The following is a 15311-nucleotide window of genomic DNA, read 5'->3' as shown; positions in this document are numbered from 1 at the left end:
CGAGTAATCCCCGGTGTTCGATTCCTTTTTGTTACTCCAATCAACTTTCTCAAGAATAAACTTCACACCCGCGGAAATAAGACCACTAAGCCCGATTTCGGCCCCGACGCGCAACTTGGTGCAGGCCACTTTACTATCGTCATCGTGTTTAGATATCTTTCCGTCGCCCTCCACTTCCGCGTAGCGGCTATCTGATGGAGGATAGTAGTTAAATACATCAAACGGGAACTCGCAGAAGTGAAATCCTTTTTCACAGGCGATGGCGTCGGACTCTTCATATTCGCCGCCAACTTGGAATTGAAACCCCCTGCATTTCATGTCTTTGCCAAAGCCTTTGTAGCCTTTAATCATCTTTTCTCCCCCTAACTCGCCCTGCGGGCTGCTCGTTTGGCTTGCCTGAAGGCCTGCTTTCTGGCTTGGTACGCCTGGGCCGTAGCAGTTGGACCAGCAGCAATAGCCTCGCGATAAATAACCTTCAAGTCTTGGCCTCTGGCAAAGACAACTTCCTCTTCCTTGCCAGGCTTATACAGACATCCATAGGCCTCGAAGGCCCCGTCTTTAAAACGCACGCTAACACGCATGCTGTATCCTCTGATCATGTTTCCGGGATCGGGATAATCCCAATTGACGCCCAGGTCAATCTCCCCGCCGGCTTTTAGCAGCTCTTCCCGGCGGGCCCACTCTTTTTCATCCGCCTGTAAATCGGCATCGAACACCCCGCCGCCGGATTTCTTATAACACACCGGCCCGAGGGACCTGGCTATGGAGTGGGGATTGCTTAAAATTCGGTTGCACCTCATGCACCTGTCTGATGTTGCTTGAGCCTGTTCCATGGTCATTCTCCTTTCCTGGATTGAAGTCCAGGAGAACCCGCAGGGCCTTGACCATTCTGGCCATGTCAGGATCATATTCAGCTCGATATTCAAAATCTTTTGGTTGTCTGGCCACTCTGCGGGCCTCCTTTCATTTCCCCTCTTGTGCCAGCCTGTTAGGCGTGATACAATAGGGGTAGGATAATTTCGGATGGGCGCTTACAGGGCGCTCTTTCTTTTTGGCCGGGGCTTGGTATAGCCTCGGCTTTCTAATTTCTGACGATGTTCCTGATAAACCGCCAGAATGCTGAAGCCATATTCCTCGCACATAACCGCCAGGTAGTGGTCGATGGCTACCCTGGCGTCGAGGGCCTGGATCATGCTGTCGTGAACAGCCTGGCGGTGAGCCTCGTCGGCCCGGCTCGTGGCGTTCACCACGTCGGCCGCCGACACAACCTTAATGGCTTCCTGTAGCTCCTCGCAGGTCTTGGCCCAGACACTCGTCCGATGCAGGTCCACTCCGTCGCCGTCTAACCAAGGTGAGGCATAAACTCCGCCTGTGACATCGGCTGCTGCTTCCATGTAAAGCCTGGGATAATCCAGTTTTGTGGCTAGCCGCTCCAGCACGTCCGGCCCGACTGCCCGCCTCCCACACTCAATGGCCGAAACCATTTTCCCGCTGATGTAACCAGCCTGGCCGGTAGCTTCCTGCGTCAAGCCTCGTCGCTCCCTGGCTTCCCGTAGAGCCTGCCCGATTGACATCCCTATCACCTCCTCCCAGTAGAGTTAGGGCATTTCGAGCTGTCCCATTTGTAGAGCCGGCCGGCTATTTATCACCCTCTTTCTCTGGTAGCATTGATGGTGAAGGGTGACTGCACGCTAATCCTGCGGACACCAGATATCGAATAGCCGCCGCCAAAGTGGTGGCATCGACCTGGTTCTCAATCCCAACATAGTGCATGACGTCGTAGGTATTGCAGTCTGCAGGGACGTGACCGCACCTATTATGATTGGGGATTGCCACCAGATAACCGGCATTGGTCTCGGTTAGGTAGAGGTCAAATCTTGTACAACGACCGGAGACCTCGAAATACTCGCCAGCGCGAACCTTAATTTTCACCGGCCAGTTGTCCCGCTTCGACCCTGCCGTGATGGAGGCCAGTTCCCTAACAAGGGAGGCCTTCCGGATGTGGGCAAGGGCTTCTGCACGGGCAAGAGTGGCTGCCTCCTGGGCTAACATGGGATCACCTCCTTTACGCTACTGGTTTACAGCCTCGGTGGTGGCCGCTCGCTCATCTTCTGCGTTGGAGTTCCATTCTGTAACCCCAAGGGCATCAAAAAAAACATCCAGCGACACCCCGAGGATATCTGCCATTGCCTTTGCTGCCTTCAATGACGGTACCCGCGTTCCATTTTCTACTTGTGTATAGAAAGCCCGTGTTACGCCTGCTGCCTGGGCAACGTCTTTCTGCAGTAAGCCTTTGGCAATGCGGATTTCAGCAAGTTTACTGCGCTCTTTCAATGCATCCACCTCCCGAGGTTCCAGTTCGTAACCTGCTGTTACCTCAATTATAAGTAACAGGCTGTAACTTGTCAAGCCCTATGAATGTAATTTTTAATAAAAAAGTTCCCCGTTGTTACCTCATGTTGCTGTGAGTAACCTATGTGGGTATAATTAACATATAGGGCATTTTGTCAGAAAGGGGTGTTTAAAATCGTTTTTAGCATGGAAGGTTTTCCAGAACGCCTCCGGAAGCTCCGAGAGGAAAAAGGACTTCTTCAGCGGGAGCTTGCGGAAAAATTAAATCTTTCCCGTGTTGCAATAACACATTATGAGCAAGGGAAAAGGTTCCCCGAGTGGGATACTCTGCAGAAAATGGCCGATCTTTTTAATGTATCCGTCGACTATCTCCTTGGCCGGACCGAGCATAAGCAAGGCCATATTTCCGATGACAAAGGCAAAACGGAGACCATAGCTGCCCACAGAACAGATGACCCAATGTCTGAACTGCCCGAGGAAGCCAGGAAGTCCCTCGAAGAATTTAAGGAATTCATCTTAAGGAAGTATGGTAAAGGAAGGGAATAACCATGCCGTTCTCGCTGCTGAAAATGGCGGACGAGCATGGAATCATCGTTGAGTATTGGGACTTTCAGCCGCCTTTGGAGGCGGTTTATTGGTCTTTCCCAGGGTTGCCTCCAGTTATTGGGCTGGCAAGGTCTCTTTTTGAGAGCAGAGCACATTTCCGCTGCGTATTGGCCGAGGAACTAGGACACCATTTCACCAGTACGGGTAATTCCATTCCCCTCACGCTGTTCCACTATAGGGACCGTCTCGAGATAAGCAGAGTAGAATACCGCGCTATGCGATGGGCGGCCTTGCACCTGATGCCCCTGGACAAGCTCCGTCTTGCCCTTAGAAAGGGAATTTACGAACGTTGGGAACTGGCCGATTTTTTCGATGTGACGGAGGTCATGGTGGACTTCCGCATGACTCTGCCGGATATCCGGGATAAACTACAGGCGATGGTTATGTGATATGGGCGGAAAAGATTCTTTAATCCAGGATGGGGACTTTGAGCGAAAGTTCAAGGTCTTATTGTCTGACCATGTGTGGCCAGCAGTTCAATGGCTGGTTATGGCCACACGGGACTATGAGCGTGCCCTTAATACGGTGGGTATGCTGCTTCATTATCTGGAAATCAAGAAGACTGAATTTAAAAGAGAGGTCTATGAGCAATGCGAAATGAAGTTGCTCGACTTTCTCTTGAAGCTCCTGGATAAGACTGACAGCTGGGAGGACTATGTCGATATTTATAACCGTATTCTCAAAGAACGTCCGTTCTATTGTCTCACTTATGATAATGAGCGCGGGAATGAACCCGAATTCGAACAGTTTATTCGTTGGACAGGCAGGCGGTTTCACCATGTCCATTTTCTTTATGTTCACTACCATCGTTATAAAGTGATCTGCAGGAAATTGGACAAAGCACGAAGCGGCAGACGCACCGGGAATTTATATCACGCCAAACAAGAGGATTTGAGCGACGAGGAACTGCAGCAAAGATATGATCAGACCAAACGATGGATCGAACAGGTTTTATCGGAATACCTGAAATGCAAGGGGGTGAAAAAATGAGGGTAGCCGTCTATGCCCGCGTAAGCAGCGAAGACCAGGCTGAACGCGGGACCATTGAGAACCAACTGGAGTTTGCCAGGAAATATTGTGACCTTCATGAGCTAGACGTGGTGGAGTGGTATCGTGATGACGGTGTGACAGGAACAATACCCCTGGAAATGAGGGATGAAGGACGTCGCCTCCTGGAGGACGCCAAAGCTGGCCGGTTTGAGCTGCTCTTAATATACCGGCTGGATCGTCTGGGAAGGTCGGCCCGTATCATCCTCAATGCCGTCTATGATTTGGAGCAGCATGGCGTTAAAATCCGCAGCATGACTGAACCCTTTGATACCGGCGACCCCAATGGTCGCTTTTTATTGACCATCCTGGCCGGCGTCGCCGATTTGGAGCGCGAGACCATCCTGGAGCGCATGTGGTACGGTGCCAACCGTGCCGCCCGCGCGGGGAAGTGGCTGGGAGGTATAGTGCCGTACGGGTACCGGGTCAACGAAGAAGGATATCTGGAAGTTAACGAGGACCCGCTCCCTGGCATGGACATGAGCGAAGCCGACGTGGTGCGGCTGATATACCGCCTTATTGCAGACCAGGGCTATTCCACAATCAAAGTGGCTGATTACCTGAATGCCCTGGGTGTGCCGCCGTCTTACACTAAGGACGGTCGACAAATAAAACGAGGAAAGCGCAAGGTCAACACCGCAGGTATATGGAGGCCAGGGCGAATCCGGAACATGGTGGTGAACACCACCTACAAAGGCATCCATTACTATGGCAAGCGAACAAATAAAAAACGCGAGCTGATACCTAGGGAAGTCCCCGCGCTGGTAACCGAAGAAACATGGGAAAAGGCCCAGCAGGTCCTCCACGATAACCAACTGGAATCGATGAAGAATGCCAAGCGGCAATACCTGCTACGTGGTCTTATCAAGTGCGGGGTCTGCGGTCTGACCTACCACGGCACGGCATACGGTGGCCCTGGAGGCAAACCTAAGGCTTACTACGTCTGCGGCGGCAAAACGGCTTACCGTGGCCCTCTGGACGGGAAGTGTACCTCAAAGAACGTCCCTCAGGAATGGATCGAGGACATGGTGTGGCAGTCCTGCGTGGATTTCATCAACAACCCTGGCGATGCCATCAAAGAACTGGCCGCCAGCATGGAAGAAAGGAAGTCGCAAAAGGCGGCCCTGACCGCAGAACTGGAAATGGTCAAGAACGCCGCCAAAGAAAAAGAGGTCGAGAAGCAAAGCATCCTCGACCTCTACAGGAAGCGGATAATCGGGAGCGTGGATGTCGAACAACAACTCCAGCAGATTGCCCGGGAGAAGGCTGCTCTGGACCAGCGGGCCAAGGATCTGGAAAAGCAAATCGAGGCCGAGGAATGTCTGGCCCAACAGTTTGATACTGCCGAGGAGCTGCTGGCCGACTTGAAGGCAAAACTGGAGGCCAATCCGCCATTTGAAGTGCGTCGGGAAATTGTCCGAGCACTGGTGAAGGAAATAATCATAGACACAAAACCCGGAGACAATGGGCGTCCCCGGGCAATAGTTACCGCTCGATATACTTTCTCCAAGGTTGTTACACGAACCGCCAGGGATTCATAGCGGCCACCAAAATCAGAGCGGCCGGAAAGCAGGCGGCGGCATTGATCCGTGAAATGGTCACCACCCCGTCCTCCAGCGGCTGGCGCAGCGCTTCCAGCACATCCCGGTGGAATTCCGGCAGCTCATCAAGAAATAATACCCCATGATGGGCCAAACTGATTTCCCCGGGCCTGGGGTAACGCCCCCCGCCCACTATGGCCACTGCCGAAGCGCTGTGATGCGGTGCCCGGAAAGGCCGTTCCACCACCAGCGGCCGGCCGGTCTTGAGCAGCCCGGCCAGACTATAAAGCTTGGTAATTTCGAGCATTTCTTCAAACGCCGGGTCGGGCATGATGCCCGGCAGCCGGCGGGCGAGCATGGTTTTGCCCGATCCCGGCGGACCAGCCATGAGCAGGTTGTGTCCGCCGGCAGCGGCCACCTCCAGCGCCCGGCGGGCTGTTGCCTGGCCGCGCACGTCGGACATGTCGGGGGCTTCCGCCGGGCCGGCGGACATCAGCGAGGCAAGATCAACCCGGAAGGGAGTGATTGTTTCTTCGCCCCGCAGAAAACGTCCGAGTTGCGCCAAACCGGCCGCCGGATATACGTCCATCCCCTGCACCAGCGCCGCTTCGGCGGCGTTATCAACCGGCACCACCACCGCTTTTAACCCGTGCGCTCTGGCAGCCAGCACACTGGGCAAGACGCCGGCCACCGCCCGTAACCCGCCGTTCAAAGAAAGCTCCCCCAGCAAGGCAAAACGGTCCAGCGCCGCCGGCTCAACCTGCCCGGTGGCCGCCAGGATAGCCGCGGCGATGGGCAGGTCATAAAGCGGTCCTTCCTTGCGCACGTCGGCCGGAGCGAGATTAACGGTAATGCGCCGCGCCGGATAGTCGAAACCGGCGTTTTTTACAGCCGCCCGCACCCGGTCGCGGGACTCCCGTACCGCCGCATCCGGCAGTCCAGTAAGATCAAAGGCGGGCAAGCCGTTGGAGACATCGACTTCCACCTGCACCACCCGGCCGTCCAGGCCGTGCAGGGCAAGACTTTTTACTATGGCGAGCAATTTTTTCCTCCCGCTATCCCTGTCCCGGCTTTTTCAAACCGGCCGCATTCCCACTCCACCGGAACCGGTGCATTTGCCGGAAAAATTCTGACATTATTGATCATTTTTTCGCTAAAAAGGAGGTGTCTCCTGCCGGCAACCGAAAATTATTTACCAGTGCCAATAAACGTTATGTTATACTGGATCAGGGTATGTATTATTCGTTTACTGCCGCACCGGTATTGAAAAGAACTTTGACGTGATATTGTTTCAAACAGTTTCCTTAAATCGATTAAATTAAACTAAGGGGGCGTTATCTGTGCCTGAATCTCTCCCTGTTTCCGTCAACGGAAGAAAATGTGCGGAAAAAATTGATCTCACCCTGACCGCCGGGGCAAGGGACTATATCATCAAACACTGCCGGGTAAATCCCCCGGCCATTACCATCGACACGTTCACTTCCAACAGCTGAATCCAGGTGGACCTGGAGCCGGGCATCCAGTTGGGTGCACCAGACAACACCAAAGAATTTTGCCGGGTTACCAGTTCCGGCGTAACAGTCTACCTGCATAAAAGCATCCGTTACCGTGAACCGGTGGTCATCCGGCTCGCCGGCTTTTTGATTTTCAAGCACCTGGTTATGGACGGCTGGTATTCCGGTTTGTTTGCCGGCGCCGGCACAGCTTGAAGTGCAAATGCCATTCCTGACTTTCTTCCAGGCCGAAACCGCGTGATTCCGCGAGAGACATGGTACGCTTTCTAAATTGCGGGTGAACAAAGCAGGCCTGGCGACTGCCTGAACGTCCCAGTTCACGGCCTTTTGGCGTGTTTTTGCGGCATGGATACCGCTTCGTTCCTGCGGAGACATCTTTGCAGAATGTCAAGCGCCCCGCAAAAAAGAAAAGCACCGGTTTTCCGGTACTTTTGAACGGTACTGATTACGCCCGTACACTTCTTACACGGCATAACCGGAACCGGTTTCCTGCCCGAAGAACATATACCTGGCCGGTTCACCCATCATGGACGCGCCCATCGTGCCCACACCGGCACCCAGGCGGTTGACCAGGTCCGAAAACTGATCCGCCGGCACCGAAAGGTGGCTGTTGCCGTTTATCTTCACCCCGTTGAAATACATGTCGAATGTAACTCGCGTCCCGGCTTCTATCACCCGGACAAAAACTTTTAAAGACATTTTTATGCCCCCTTGAATCATATTTTTTCAGCCCTTTTCCCGGCTGCAAGCGTGCGTGTGCCTGTTTTTTGTTTGATGCCGGACCGGTCTTGCCAGGCGGCCCGGACGGCACAGCGCATCTATTTTCCAGCCTTCAGGCCGGCCGCGCCTTGACTTGCGGCGCCCGGCCGGCCTTACCCAACCAACCGCGCACAGCCATGGCTTCAGCCACTTTCTGGACGGCCACCATGTAGGCGGCCTGCCGCATATCCACATCCCGGCCGCGCTTACGCATGGCCGCCACCTCATGAAAACCGCGCACCATGATTTCTTCCAGCCGCCGGTTTACTTCCTGCTCCGTCCAGTAATAACCCATGTTGTTCTGCACCCATTCAAAATAGGAAACAGTCACTCCGCCGGCACTGGCCAGGATGTCCGGTATGACAAAGACACCCTTTTGCTCCAATACCCGGTCTCCTTCCGGGGTGGTCGGACCGTTGGCCGCTTCGGCGATGATTTTTGCCTTCACCTGTCCGGCCACGCTGGCGGTGATCTGGTTCTCCAGCGCCGCCGGCACCAGGATGTCGCATTCCATGGTCAACAATTCCGCGGAAGAAACCGGCTTGCTGCCCGGATAACCCTTTACTGAACCGGTCCTGGTCTTGTGCTCGCGCAATTTTACCGGATCCATCCCGGCGGGATTATACGCCCCGCCACTGGAATCAACAACGGCTACAATACGGCAGCCCATTTCGTGCAGCAGGCGGGCCACAATGCCGCCGGCATTGCCGAAACCCTGCACCGCCACGGCGGCATTGGCCAGGGAAACACCCTGCAGTTTGGCCGCTTCCCGGATCGCTATGGCACAGCCCCGGGCCGTGGCTTCGTTGCGTCCGGCCGAGCCGCCCACCGCCAGCGGCTTGCCGGTAATGAAACCGAACTCGTTATGGCCCCGGTAGCGGCTGAATTCATCCATCATCCAGGCCATGATCTGCGGATTGGTGTAGACATCCGGCGCCGGAATATCCTTTTCCGGACCGGCAATCTCGGCAATCGCCCGCACGTAGCCGCGGCTCAGCCTTTCCAACTCGCCGGGGGAAAGCTCCCGCGGATTGCAAACCACGCCCCCTTTGCCTCCCCCATAGGGCAGGCCGACCACCGCGCACTTGAAGGTCATCCACATGGCTAGCGCTTTCACTTCATCCATGGTTACGCCCGGATGGAAGCGCACACCGCCTTTTGCCGGCCCCAAAGCACCGTTGTGCTGCGCCCGGTAGCCGGTGAAAACCCGGATCGTGCCGTCATCCATTTCCACCGGAATGATCACGGTCAACACTTTCATGGGCTGCTTTAAAATCTCGTACACCGCCGGGTGCAGCCCCAGATGCCCGACTGCCCGTTTAATTTCCTGCTGCGCGTTTTCAAAAGGATTGATGCCCACAATTTTTCCCTCCCCGGCCAGGCCGCCGGCCAACCTGACGCATGGTATACAGTATTACGTTTAATTTAAATAAATGTTTAAGCAACTTGCATGCCACCGTTGCCATATTACCGCCAAACGTCAATTTCAAGCGTACTTTTACTGTTTTTTACCGTTAAAGCGCATCATTAAACAGTAAGCCGGGTGCGGTTCCAAACCTTTTTTCCGGTATTATTACGCACATTCGGGTATTCATGATATCAAAATGGGATCACGGAAGATCTCACTATGCGATGAAGAGTCCGGCTTTTCCGGCGAGCTTTCAATTTACGCAGTCGCCGGGGAAGGTCAAGAGCCTTGCTTTCACCCGCAGGGATTCCTGCTGTTTAAAGGCGATTCGATTTAAGGAACACTTGAAGTGGTCTTTCCGGGCCAAAGAAAACGGTTTGACAGCTTATTCCCAATAGCGGCAATTGTTACAATGAATAACAATATTGTTTGCGTTGATAATATTAAGTGTTAAACCAAAAGGAGGTTCAATAAATATGCATCATGAAGTCAACCCGTTTCTCCAACATGCGGTTCGTCACGGACAAATGGCGATAAGTGCTTCCAACCGGGCGGTGGCCACCGCCGGCGGACTGGTGCAGGTCTGTGATGAGATTGTTTTCAACATTAACAATGGAAACATGCAAGGCGCTCTCACCTCCGCCCAGAACGCCAAAAACATGGCCGTTCAAATTGCTGATGCCACGCAATATTTAAACCAGGCCATTAACGAACGTATGAACATGGCGTCATACGTTTTGGGCCGGATTCAGGAGCATATCAACGAAATGGCCGGCGCGTTACAGGGCATCAGAGGAACGGAATTTATCCCCGCCGGCCAGGGTTACCAGGGAATGCAGGCACCTTATCAAGCATAGGAATTTCTAGAGCATATTGTTCCAGGATTCTGACAAAGAACCAGAAATATAGATAACAGCAAAAAGCCGGCCAGTAAAGAAAAAACCCCGGATCAATCCAATGCAGATTGATCCGGGGTTTGTTTTATAGAACCCCGCCCCTGAAAACCCACGGGCTTTTCCCGGAGGAGGTTCACCCGGCCGGCGGCCGGTGGAAACTTGAGTATTAACCGGAGCAATGAATCAAGCCAGACGGGAGAACTTTTCCCCCCGCTGCCTTTCCTTCCTGGTCAGCAATTTCTTGCGCAAACGCAGGCTCTGCGGAGTTACTTCCAGCAATTCATCGTCATCCAGAAATTCCATGGCCTCTTCCAGACTCAAGATATGCGGCTCCTCCAGGCGCAACGCTATTTCCGCCGTGCTGGAGCGCATATTGGTCAGGTGTTTTTTCTTGCAGACATTCACTTCTATGTCCTGCTCCCGGGAGCTCTGGCCCACAATCATGCCCTCGTAGACATCCATACCGGGTATGATAAACAGTGTGCCGCGCTCCTGGGCGGCATGCATCCCGTAAGTGGAAGCCACACCGGATTCAAAGGCGATCAGCACGCCCTGGAAGCGGCGCTGGATGTCCCCCTTGTACGGCTCGTAGCCCATGAACAGGTGGTGCATGACGGCATGCCCGCGGGTTTCCGTGAGCAACTGGGAGCGGAAGCCGAGCAATCCCCGGGCCGGCACCTTGAACTCCAACCGGATCTGACCGGCCCCGTGGCCGCTCATATTCAACATTTCGCCCTTGCGCGGCCCGAGCATTTCCATCACCGGACCCATCTTATCCTCCGGAATATCCACCATCAGCAACTCCACCGGTTCCAAAAGCTGGCCGTTTTCCCGCTTGTAGATTACCTCCGGCTTTGATACCTGCAGCTCATAACCTTCCCGGCGCATGGTTTCAATCAATATCGAAAGGTGCAATTCGCCCCGTCCGCAGACATTGAAAACGTCCGGCAGGTCCGTTTCCTCCACCCGCAGTCCCACATTCCGTTCCATTTCCTTGAACAGGCGGGCGCGAAGCTGGCGCGAGGTCAGGTACTTGCCCTCCCGGCCGGCAAAGGGACTGTCGTTGACCATAAAAGTCATCTTTAAAGTTGGCTCATCCACCGCGATGGGCGGCAGCTGCACCGGATTTTCCCGGCAGGCCACCGTTTCACCGATATTGACATCCTCCAGGCCGGCAAAGGTGACAATTTCGCCGCAACCGGCTGCCGGCACTTCCGTCCGTTTCAAGCCTTCAAAGACGTATAACCGCCCGACCGCCGCCGGGGTAATGCTGCCGTCATGACGGATCAGCGCCACCGGCTGTCCGGCGCAAATGCGTCCGCTGTGCACCCGGCCGACCACCATCCGCCCCTGGTAGGAATCGTATTCCGTGTTGTTCACCAGCAACTGCAACGGGCTGTTTTCATCCCCCTCCGGCGCCGGCACATTGGTCACGATGGTCTCAAACAACGGCCGCAGGTCCCGGCCCGGTTCATTCATATCCAGGGTGGCCTGGCCGGTCCGTGCACAGGTATAGATCACCGGAAAATCAATCTGCTCATCCTCCGCGCCCAGATCGATGAACAGTTCCAGCACTTCATCGACCACTTCCGCCACCCGGGCGTCGGGCCGGTCAATTTTATTGATTACCACAATGGGCTGCAGGTTCAATTCCAATGCCTTACGCAAAACAAACCGGGTCTGGGGCATGGGGCCTTCAAAGGCGTCCACCAGCAAAAGCACTCCGTCCACCATCTTCAGTACCCGTTCCACCTCGCTGCCGAAATCCGAATGCCCCGGAGTATCCACGATGTTGATTTTCACCGGGCCATATCTAACGGAGGTGTTTTTGGCCAGAATGGTGATCCCCCGCTCCCGCTCCAGTTCGTTTGAATCCATCACCCGTTCGACTACCCGCTCGTTTTCCCGGAAAATGCCGCTCTGTTTCAACATGGCATCCACCAGGGTCGTCTTGCCGTGGTCCACGTGGGCAATGATGGCGATATTCCGTATATTTATCCGTCCGTTCACGGTTCATCCCTCCTCTGACACACCATTTTAGTATAACAGTTTTGAAGGTAAAGTGCAATTGCGGACAACAGCCAAATTAGTAAAGTCCCCGGCTGAATCCGGAAACCGCAAACGGGAGAGAACGTCACCTCACTATACTTAGCTATAATTTCTCCATACAGCGAAGGACATGCCGGTATTAAAAAGCCCCCGGATCTAATCCGGAGGCATCGAAAATATTGCAGGACCCGTTCTCCCGGGGGTAATCCCCAGGTACGGCCCGGCCCCGAAATTATTTTTCGGCATTTAGAGCTATCCTTTCTGCCAGTAAGCTCCTTCCCGGACCACCCTTTCCCTTTCCATTTGCTGCAGTTGCCGCCATTGTACTTTCCCGGTGCCGCTTTTGGGCAGTGCGGCAACAAATTCAATGATGCGCGGGTACCTGTAGGCAGCCATTTTTTCTTTGGCCCAAGCGATAAATTCCTCCCCGGTTAACTTGCCTTCGTATTCTTTGCGCAGCACCACGAAAGCCTTGACATTTTCCACTCTCACCGGATCGGGCACCCCAACGACACAGACTTCCGCCACTGCCGGATGGGTGTAAAGAATCCCTTCCACCTCCGCGGGCCATACTTTGAAGCCGGCGGCATTGATCATGCGCTTGCTCCTGTCTATAACGAAAAAATATCCCTCTTCATCCAGATAACAAATATCGCCGGTACGCAAAAACCTCTTGCCTTCTATTTCAATAAATGCCTCCTCTGTCTCCTCCGGCCGGTTCCAGTAACCCAACATCACCTCGGGAGCATTAATTACCAACTCCCCTTCCTCCCCGGTGGAAAGCTCCTTCCTGGTATCAATGTCTATAATTCTGGCATCCACACCAAAATCCGGAATGCCGATACACTGCATTTTTGGCCTGTCCGGAGGATTGAAATGGGTCTGGGAAATGGTTTCGGTCATGCCGTAGCCCTCCACAAATTTCAGCCCGGTCAGTTCATACAGCTTTTTCCCCACCGTTTCCGGCAAAGGTGCGCCGCCTCCACCCACAATCAGAAGGGAACTCAAATCACGATTGGTAATTTCCGGATGGTTCAGCAAATCTATGACCATGGTGGTAATGTTGGTCCAGACCGTACAGCGGTATTTCTCGATGGCTTTAATAGCCGCTTCACGTTCCCAACGGGAAAGCAGCACGATGGTTCCCCCCGCATAAATGGGGGCCAGGGCGCTATGCACCAGACCGGTCACATGGAAAAAAGGCAGTGTAGCCAGCACGGTACTGCTGGAAACCATATTATGCCAGACAGCAGAGCTTATTACATTGGCAATAATGGTGGCATGACTATGCATGCAGCCCTTGGGGATACCGGTGGAGCCGGAAGTGTAAGGCAGCATGGCCAAATCGCCGTTATCCACATCGAACGACGGCCGGCTCCCTTTGGATGTCCCCAGCAGATCCAACCATCCTCCGGCCCCGGCGGGCAGTTCACGGCGGGGTTGTGCCGGAAAGGGCAGCGGCAGCTCCGGATCCGCCGGCAGATAATCGGAGTAATCCCCCACCAATATTTCCCGTACGGAAGTTTCTTTCTTTATATTAAAAACCCGGCCGCCAATATCAGCAGTGGTCACCACCGCGACAGCCCCGCTGTCCGCCAGTATAAATTTCAATTCCTCCTCCGTCAGCATGGGATTAACCGGCACCACCACACCGCCGGCCCTCAGGACTCCGAAAAAGCTGATCAAGAAGTGGGGGGTATTTTGCAGGTACAGCGCCACCCGGTCGCCCCTGCCCACCCCAAGTTCAATCATGACCGCGGCAAATGATTGCACGGCATCCCAAAGTTCCCGGTAGCTTATCCTGGTTCCGTAATAAATTATGGCTTCCTTGTCCGGGTAACGCCTGGCCGATGTTTCAACGAATTCATACAGGGGCACCCGGGGGTAGTAAAGTTCATGAGGCAGCCTGGCCGGCCAGAATTTATAATGAGCTGTATTCATCGTGTACTCCCTCTTTTTATATTTTTATTGATTCGATGTTCTATTCACCGGCAAAAATACTACACTCAGCAGCCGGGTAAAATATCGGGAAATGCAACATTTTTCAACCAATTAAGGCGTATCGCAAAAAAAATACCAGTACGAAAATGCCGGTACCGCGTATGCACTTTCCGCCCTATTCGGGCAGCCCCATTTAACCACGGCTATGTCCGGTGTTCATTTTTCAAACATATTAAAATATTTGCAACAGTTTTAATATAGTTGACAGTGATCATACCGTTAAAACAAACGACTTCCCTTCGTTGCCCGGTACCGTTCATCTTTTTAACCTGGCGTTCAAATAATTAACATTACCGTTACCCTTGCCCAAACAAGATAAAAAACAGGGCCGGGGAGAAAAGCGCTGCATCAAGATATCCCCGGCCAAAGAAAAAGGTGGTTTTACAGTAACTATTCAGTCAACCCGGCGGGGGCGTGAAGCACTGGATTGAGCGGCGATAGCGACGAACCTGAGTTAAGATGTAAATAGGCGGACGGAATGTCGAATTAATTTCTGGTACTTAACTTGCTATATATCCAGACATAGCCTAGTAATTTTTCCGCCATTCATATGCCCCCGGTGCAGGCCGGGTTCTCTAACCGAAAGGAGATTTGGACATGAGAACAAGAGCCCAGTACATTGAGAGATTAGGTAAGATGAACCGTAATCTCTTCGCCAACGGTGAGAAGATCGGCAGGCTGGATGAGCGCCAGGAAGGCGCCATCAACGTCATGAGCCTGACTTTCGACGCAGCCTGGGATCCCGCCAGCAGGGATCTTTGCACCGCAAAATCACACATCACCGGCGAAACCATCAACCGTTTCAACCACATTCACCAAAACGTGGAAGACCTGCATAAGAAGCAAGACATGACAAGGTTCCTGTGCAACAAAGTCGGGCAGTGCATCCAACGGTGCATGGGCATTGACGCCGCCAATGCGATCAACGCCGTTTCTTTTGAAGCGCAGAAGTCCCCGGGGGCCAAAACCGCATACCATGACAACTGGCTGAAGTGGCTGGAACGCTTTCAGACCGAAGACCTGGTAGCCAGTTGCGCTCAGACCGACGTGAAGGGTGAGCGCCTGAAACGGCCGTCCGAACAAACTGATCCGGACATATATGTACGCGTGGTGGAAGAAATGGGGTGGACCCATTTGT

19 protein-coding genes are annotated in these 15311 nt (G+C 53.7%); 8 read left to right on the top strand and 11 right to left on the bottom strand.

Annotated elements, in window-relative coordinates; translation table 11 throughout:
* The 6 genes from A6M21_RS02430 to A6M21_RS02410 all read right to left on the bottom strand — a co-directional run.
* A partial coding sequence (locus A6M21_RS02430; RefSeq protein ID WP_427854589.1) for a DUF7666 domain-containing protein occupies positions 1–351 on the bottom strand: 351 nt, incomplete at its 3' end.
* Positions 352–362: 11 nt separating this feature from the next.
* A complete protein-coding gene (locus A6M21_RS18225; RefSeq protein WP_427854590.1) occupies positions 363–800 on the bottom strand; it encodes a DUF6011 domain-containing protein in 438 nt (145 codons plus the stop codon).
* Positions 733–948 carry a hypothetical protein gene (locus A6M21_RS18220; RefSeq protein WP_151191761.1) on the bottom strand — a complete coding sequence of 72 codons (216 nt, stop codon included), beginning with the start codon at positions 946–948 and terminating at the stop codon, positions 733–735. Before A6M21_RS18220 ends, A6M21_RS18225 begins: the two co-directional genes overlap by 68 nt.
* Positions 949–1031: 83 nt before the next feature.
* Complete coding sequence (locus tag A6M21_RS02420) at positions 1032–1574, bottom strand: helix-turn-helix domain-containing protein (RefSeq protein ID WP_066666321.1); 543 nt, start codon at positions 1572–1574, stop codon at positions 1032–1034.
* A gap of 64 nt (positions 1575–1638) precedes the next feature.
* Positions 1639–2052, bottom strand: a complete 414-nt coding sequence (locus tag A6M21_RS02415) for a hypothetical protein (protein WP_066666320.1) — start codon at positions 2050–2052, stop codon at positions 1639–1641.
* An 18-nt stretch (positions 2053–2070) separates the two neighbouring features.
* Positions 2071–2334: a helix-turn-helix transcriptional regulator gene (locus A6M21_RS02410; protein ID WP_066666319.1), complete on the bottom strand. Its 264-nt coding sequence runs from the start codon at positions 2332–2334 to the stop codon at positions 2071–2073.
* Positions 2335–2517: 183 nt separating this feature from the next.
* Here A6M21_RS02410 and A6M21_RS02405 point away from each other — a divergent pair, with 183 nt between their 5' ends.
* From A6M21_RS02405 to A6M21_RS02390, 4 genes are read left to right on the top strand one after another with little or no spacing between them, the layout of a single operon-like run.
* Positions 2518–2898, top strand: coding sequence for a helix-turn-helix domain-containing protein (locus A6M21_RS02405; RefSeq protein ID WP_242868737.1), 381 nt, complete (start codon positions 2518–2520; stop codon positions 2896–2898).
* A 2-nt stretch (positions 2899–2900) separates the two neighbouring features.
* Complete coding sequence (locus A6M21_RS02400; RefSeq protein ID WP_066666317.1) at positions 2901–3347, top strand: ImmA/IrrE family metallo-endopeptidase; 447 nt, start codon at positions 2901–2903, stop codon at positions 3345–3347.
* Between the two features lies 1 nt (position 3348).
* Positions 3349–3948 (top strand): hypothetical protein, encoded by a 600-nt coding sequence (locus A6M21_RS02395; RefSeq protein WP_066666316.1) that lies wholly within the window; start codon positions 3349–3351, stop codon positions 3946–3948.
* Positions 3945–5546, top strand: coding sequence for a recombinase family protein (locus tag A6M21_RS02390; protein ID WP_066666315.1), 1602 nt, complete (start codon positions 3945–3947; stop codon positions 5544–5546). The genes A6M21_RS02395 and A6M21_RS02390 overlap by 4 nt, the downstream gene beginning before the upstream one ends.
* Here A6M21_RS02390 and A6M21_RS02385 read toward each other — a convergent pair.
* Entirely contained in the window at positions 5521–6588 is a 1068-nt protein-coding gene (locus tag A6M21_RS02385) for a YifB family Mg chelatase-like AAA ATPase (protein ID WP_066666314.1), read from the bottom strand. The two genes, A6M21_RS02390 and A6M21_RS02385, sit on opposite strands and share 26 nt — an antisense overlap.
* Positions 6589–6886: 298 nt before the next feature.
* Between A6M21_RS02385 and A6M21_RS18595 the strand changes: the two genes are divergently transcribed.
* Together A6M21_RS18595 and A6M21_RS02380 are read left to right on the top strand one after the other, a co-directional pair.
* Positions 6887–7039 carry a hypothetical protein gene (locus A6M21_RS18595; RefSeq protein ID WP_161485979.1) on the top strand — a complete coding sequence of 51 codons (153 nt, stop codon included), beginning with the start codon at positions 6887–6889 and terminating at the stop codon, positions 7037–7039.
* A 6-nt stretch (positions 7040–7045) separates the two neighbouring features.
* Entirely contained in the window at positions 7046–7255 is a 210-nt protein-coding gene (locus tag A6M21_RS02380; protein ID WP_151191760.1) for a CC/Se motif family (seleno)protein, read from the top strand.
* 267 nt (positions 7256–7522) lie between these two features.
* Here A6M21_RS02380 and A6M21_RS02375 read toward each other — a convergent pair whose 3' ends face one another.
* Both A6M21_RS02375 and A6M21_RS02370 read right to left on the bottom strand, forming a co-directional pair.
* Entirely contained in the window at positions 7523–7759 is a 237-nt protein-coding gene (locus A6M21_RS02375; protein WP_151191759.1) for a hypothetical protein, read from the bottom strand.
* 133 nt (positions 7760–7892) lie between these two features.
* Positions 7893–9182 carry a Glu/Leu/Phe/Val family dehydrogenase gene (locus A6M21_RS02370; RefSeq protein ID WP_066666323.1) on the bottom strand — a complete coding sequence of 430 codons (1290 nt, stop codon included), beginning with the start codon at positions 9180–9182 and terminating at the stop codon, positions 7893–7895.
* Positions 9183–9703: 521 nt separating this feature from the next.
* Here A6M21_RS02370 and A6M21_RS02365 point away from each other — a divergent pair.
* Positions 9704–10084, top strand: a complete 381-nt coding sequence (locus tag A6M21_RS02365; RefSeq protein WP_066666311.1) for a hypothetical protein — start codon at positions 9704–9706, stop codon at positions 10082–10084.
* A gap of 222 nt (positions 10085–10306) precedes the next feature.
* Here the strand turns inward: A6M21_RS02365 and typA are convergent, their stop codons facing one another.
* Together typA and A6M21_RS02355 are read right to left on the bottom strand one after the other, a co-directional pair.
* Positions 10307–12133: a translational GTPase TypA gene (typA, locus tag A6M21_RS02360; RefSeq protein ID WP_066666310.1), complete on the bottom strand. Its 1827-nt coding sequence runs from the start codon at positions 12131–12133 to the stop codon at positions 10307–10309.
* Positions 12134–12424: 291 nt separating this feature from the next.
* The gene (locus A6M21_RS02355) at positions 12425–14113 is read right to left on the bottom strand and encodes a long-chain-fatty-acid--CoA ligase (RefSeq protein ID WP_066666309.1); all 1689 of its coding nucleotides are present in this window, start codon (positions 14111–14113) and stop codon (positions 12425–12427) included.
* Between the two features lie 657 nt (positions 14114–14770).
* Here A6M21_RS02355 and A6M21_RS02350 point away from each other — a divergent pair.
* The coding region (locus A6M21_RS02350) for a 4-hydroxyphenylacetate 3-hydroxylase N-terminal domain-containing protein (RefSeq protein WP_282434522.1) at positions 14771–15311 on the top strand (541 nt) is incomplete at its 3' end.

Origin of the sequence: Desulfotomaculum copahuensis, from assembly GCF_001655685.1 — a bacterium.
GTDB classification, from domain to species: Bacteria; Bacillota; Desulfotomaculia; order Desulfotomaculales; family Desulfovirgulaceae; genus Desulfotomaculum_G; species Desulfotomaculum_G copahuensis.
Note: the sequence above shows the minus strand (reverse complement) of the source record. Positions and strands in the feature narration are given on the sequence as shown.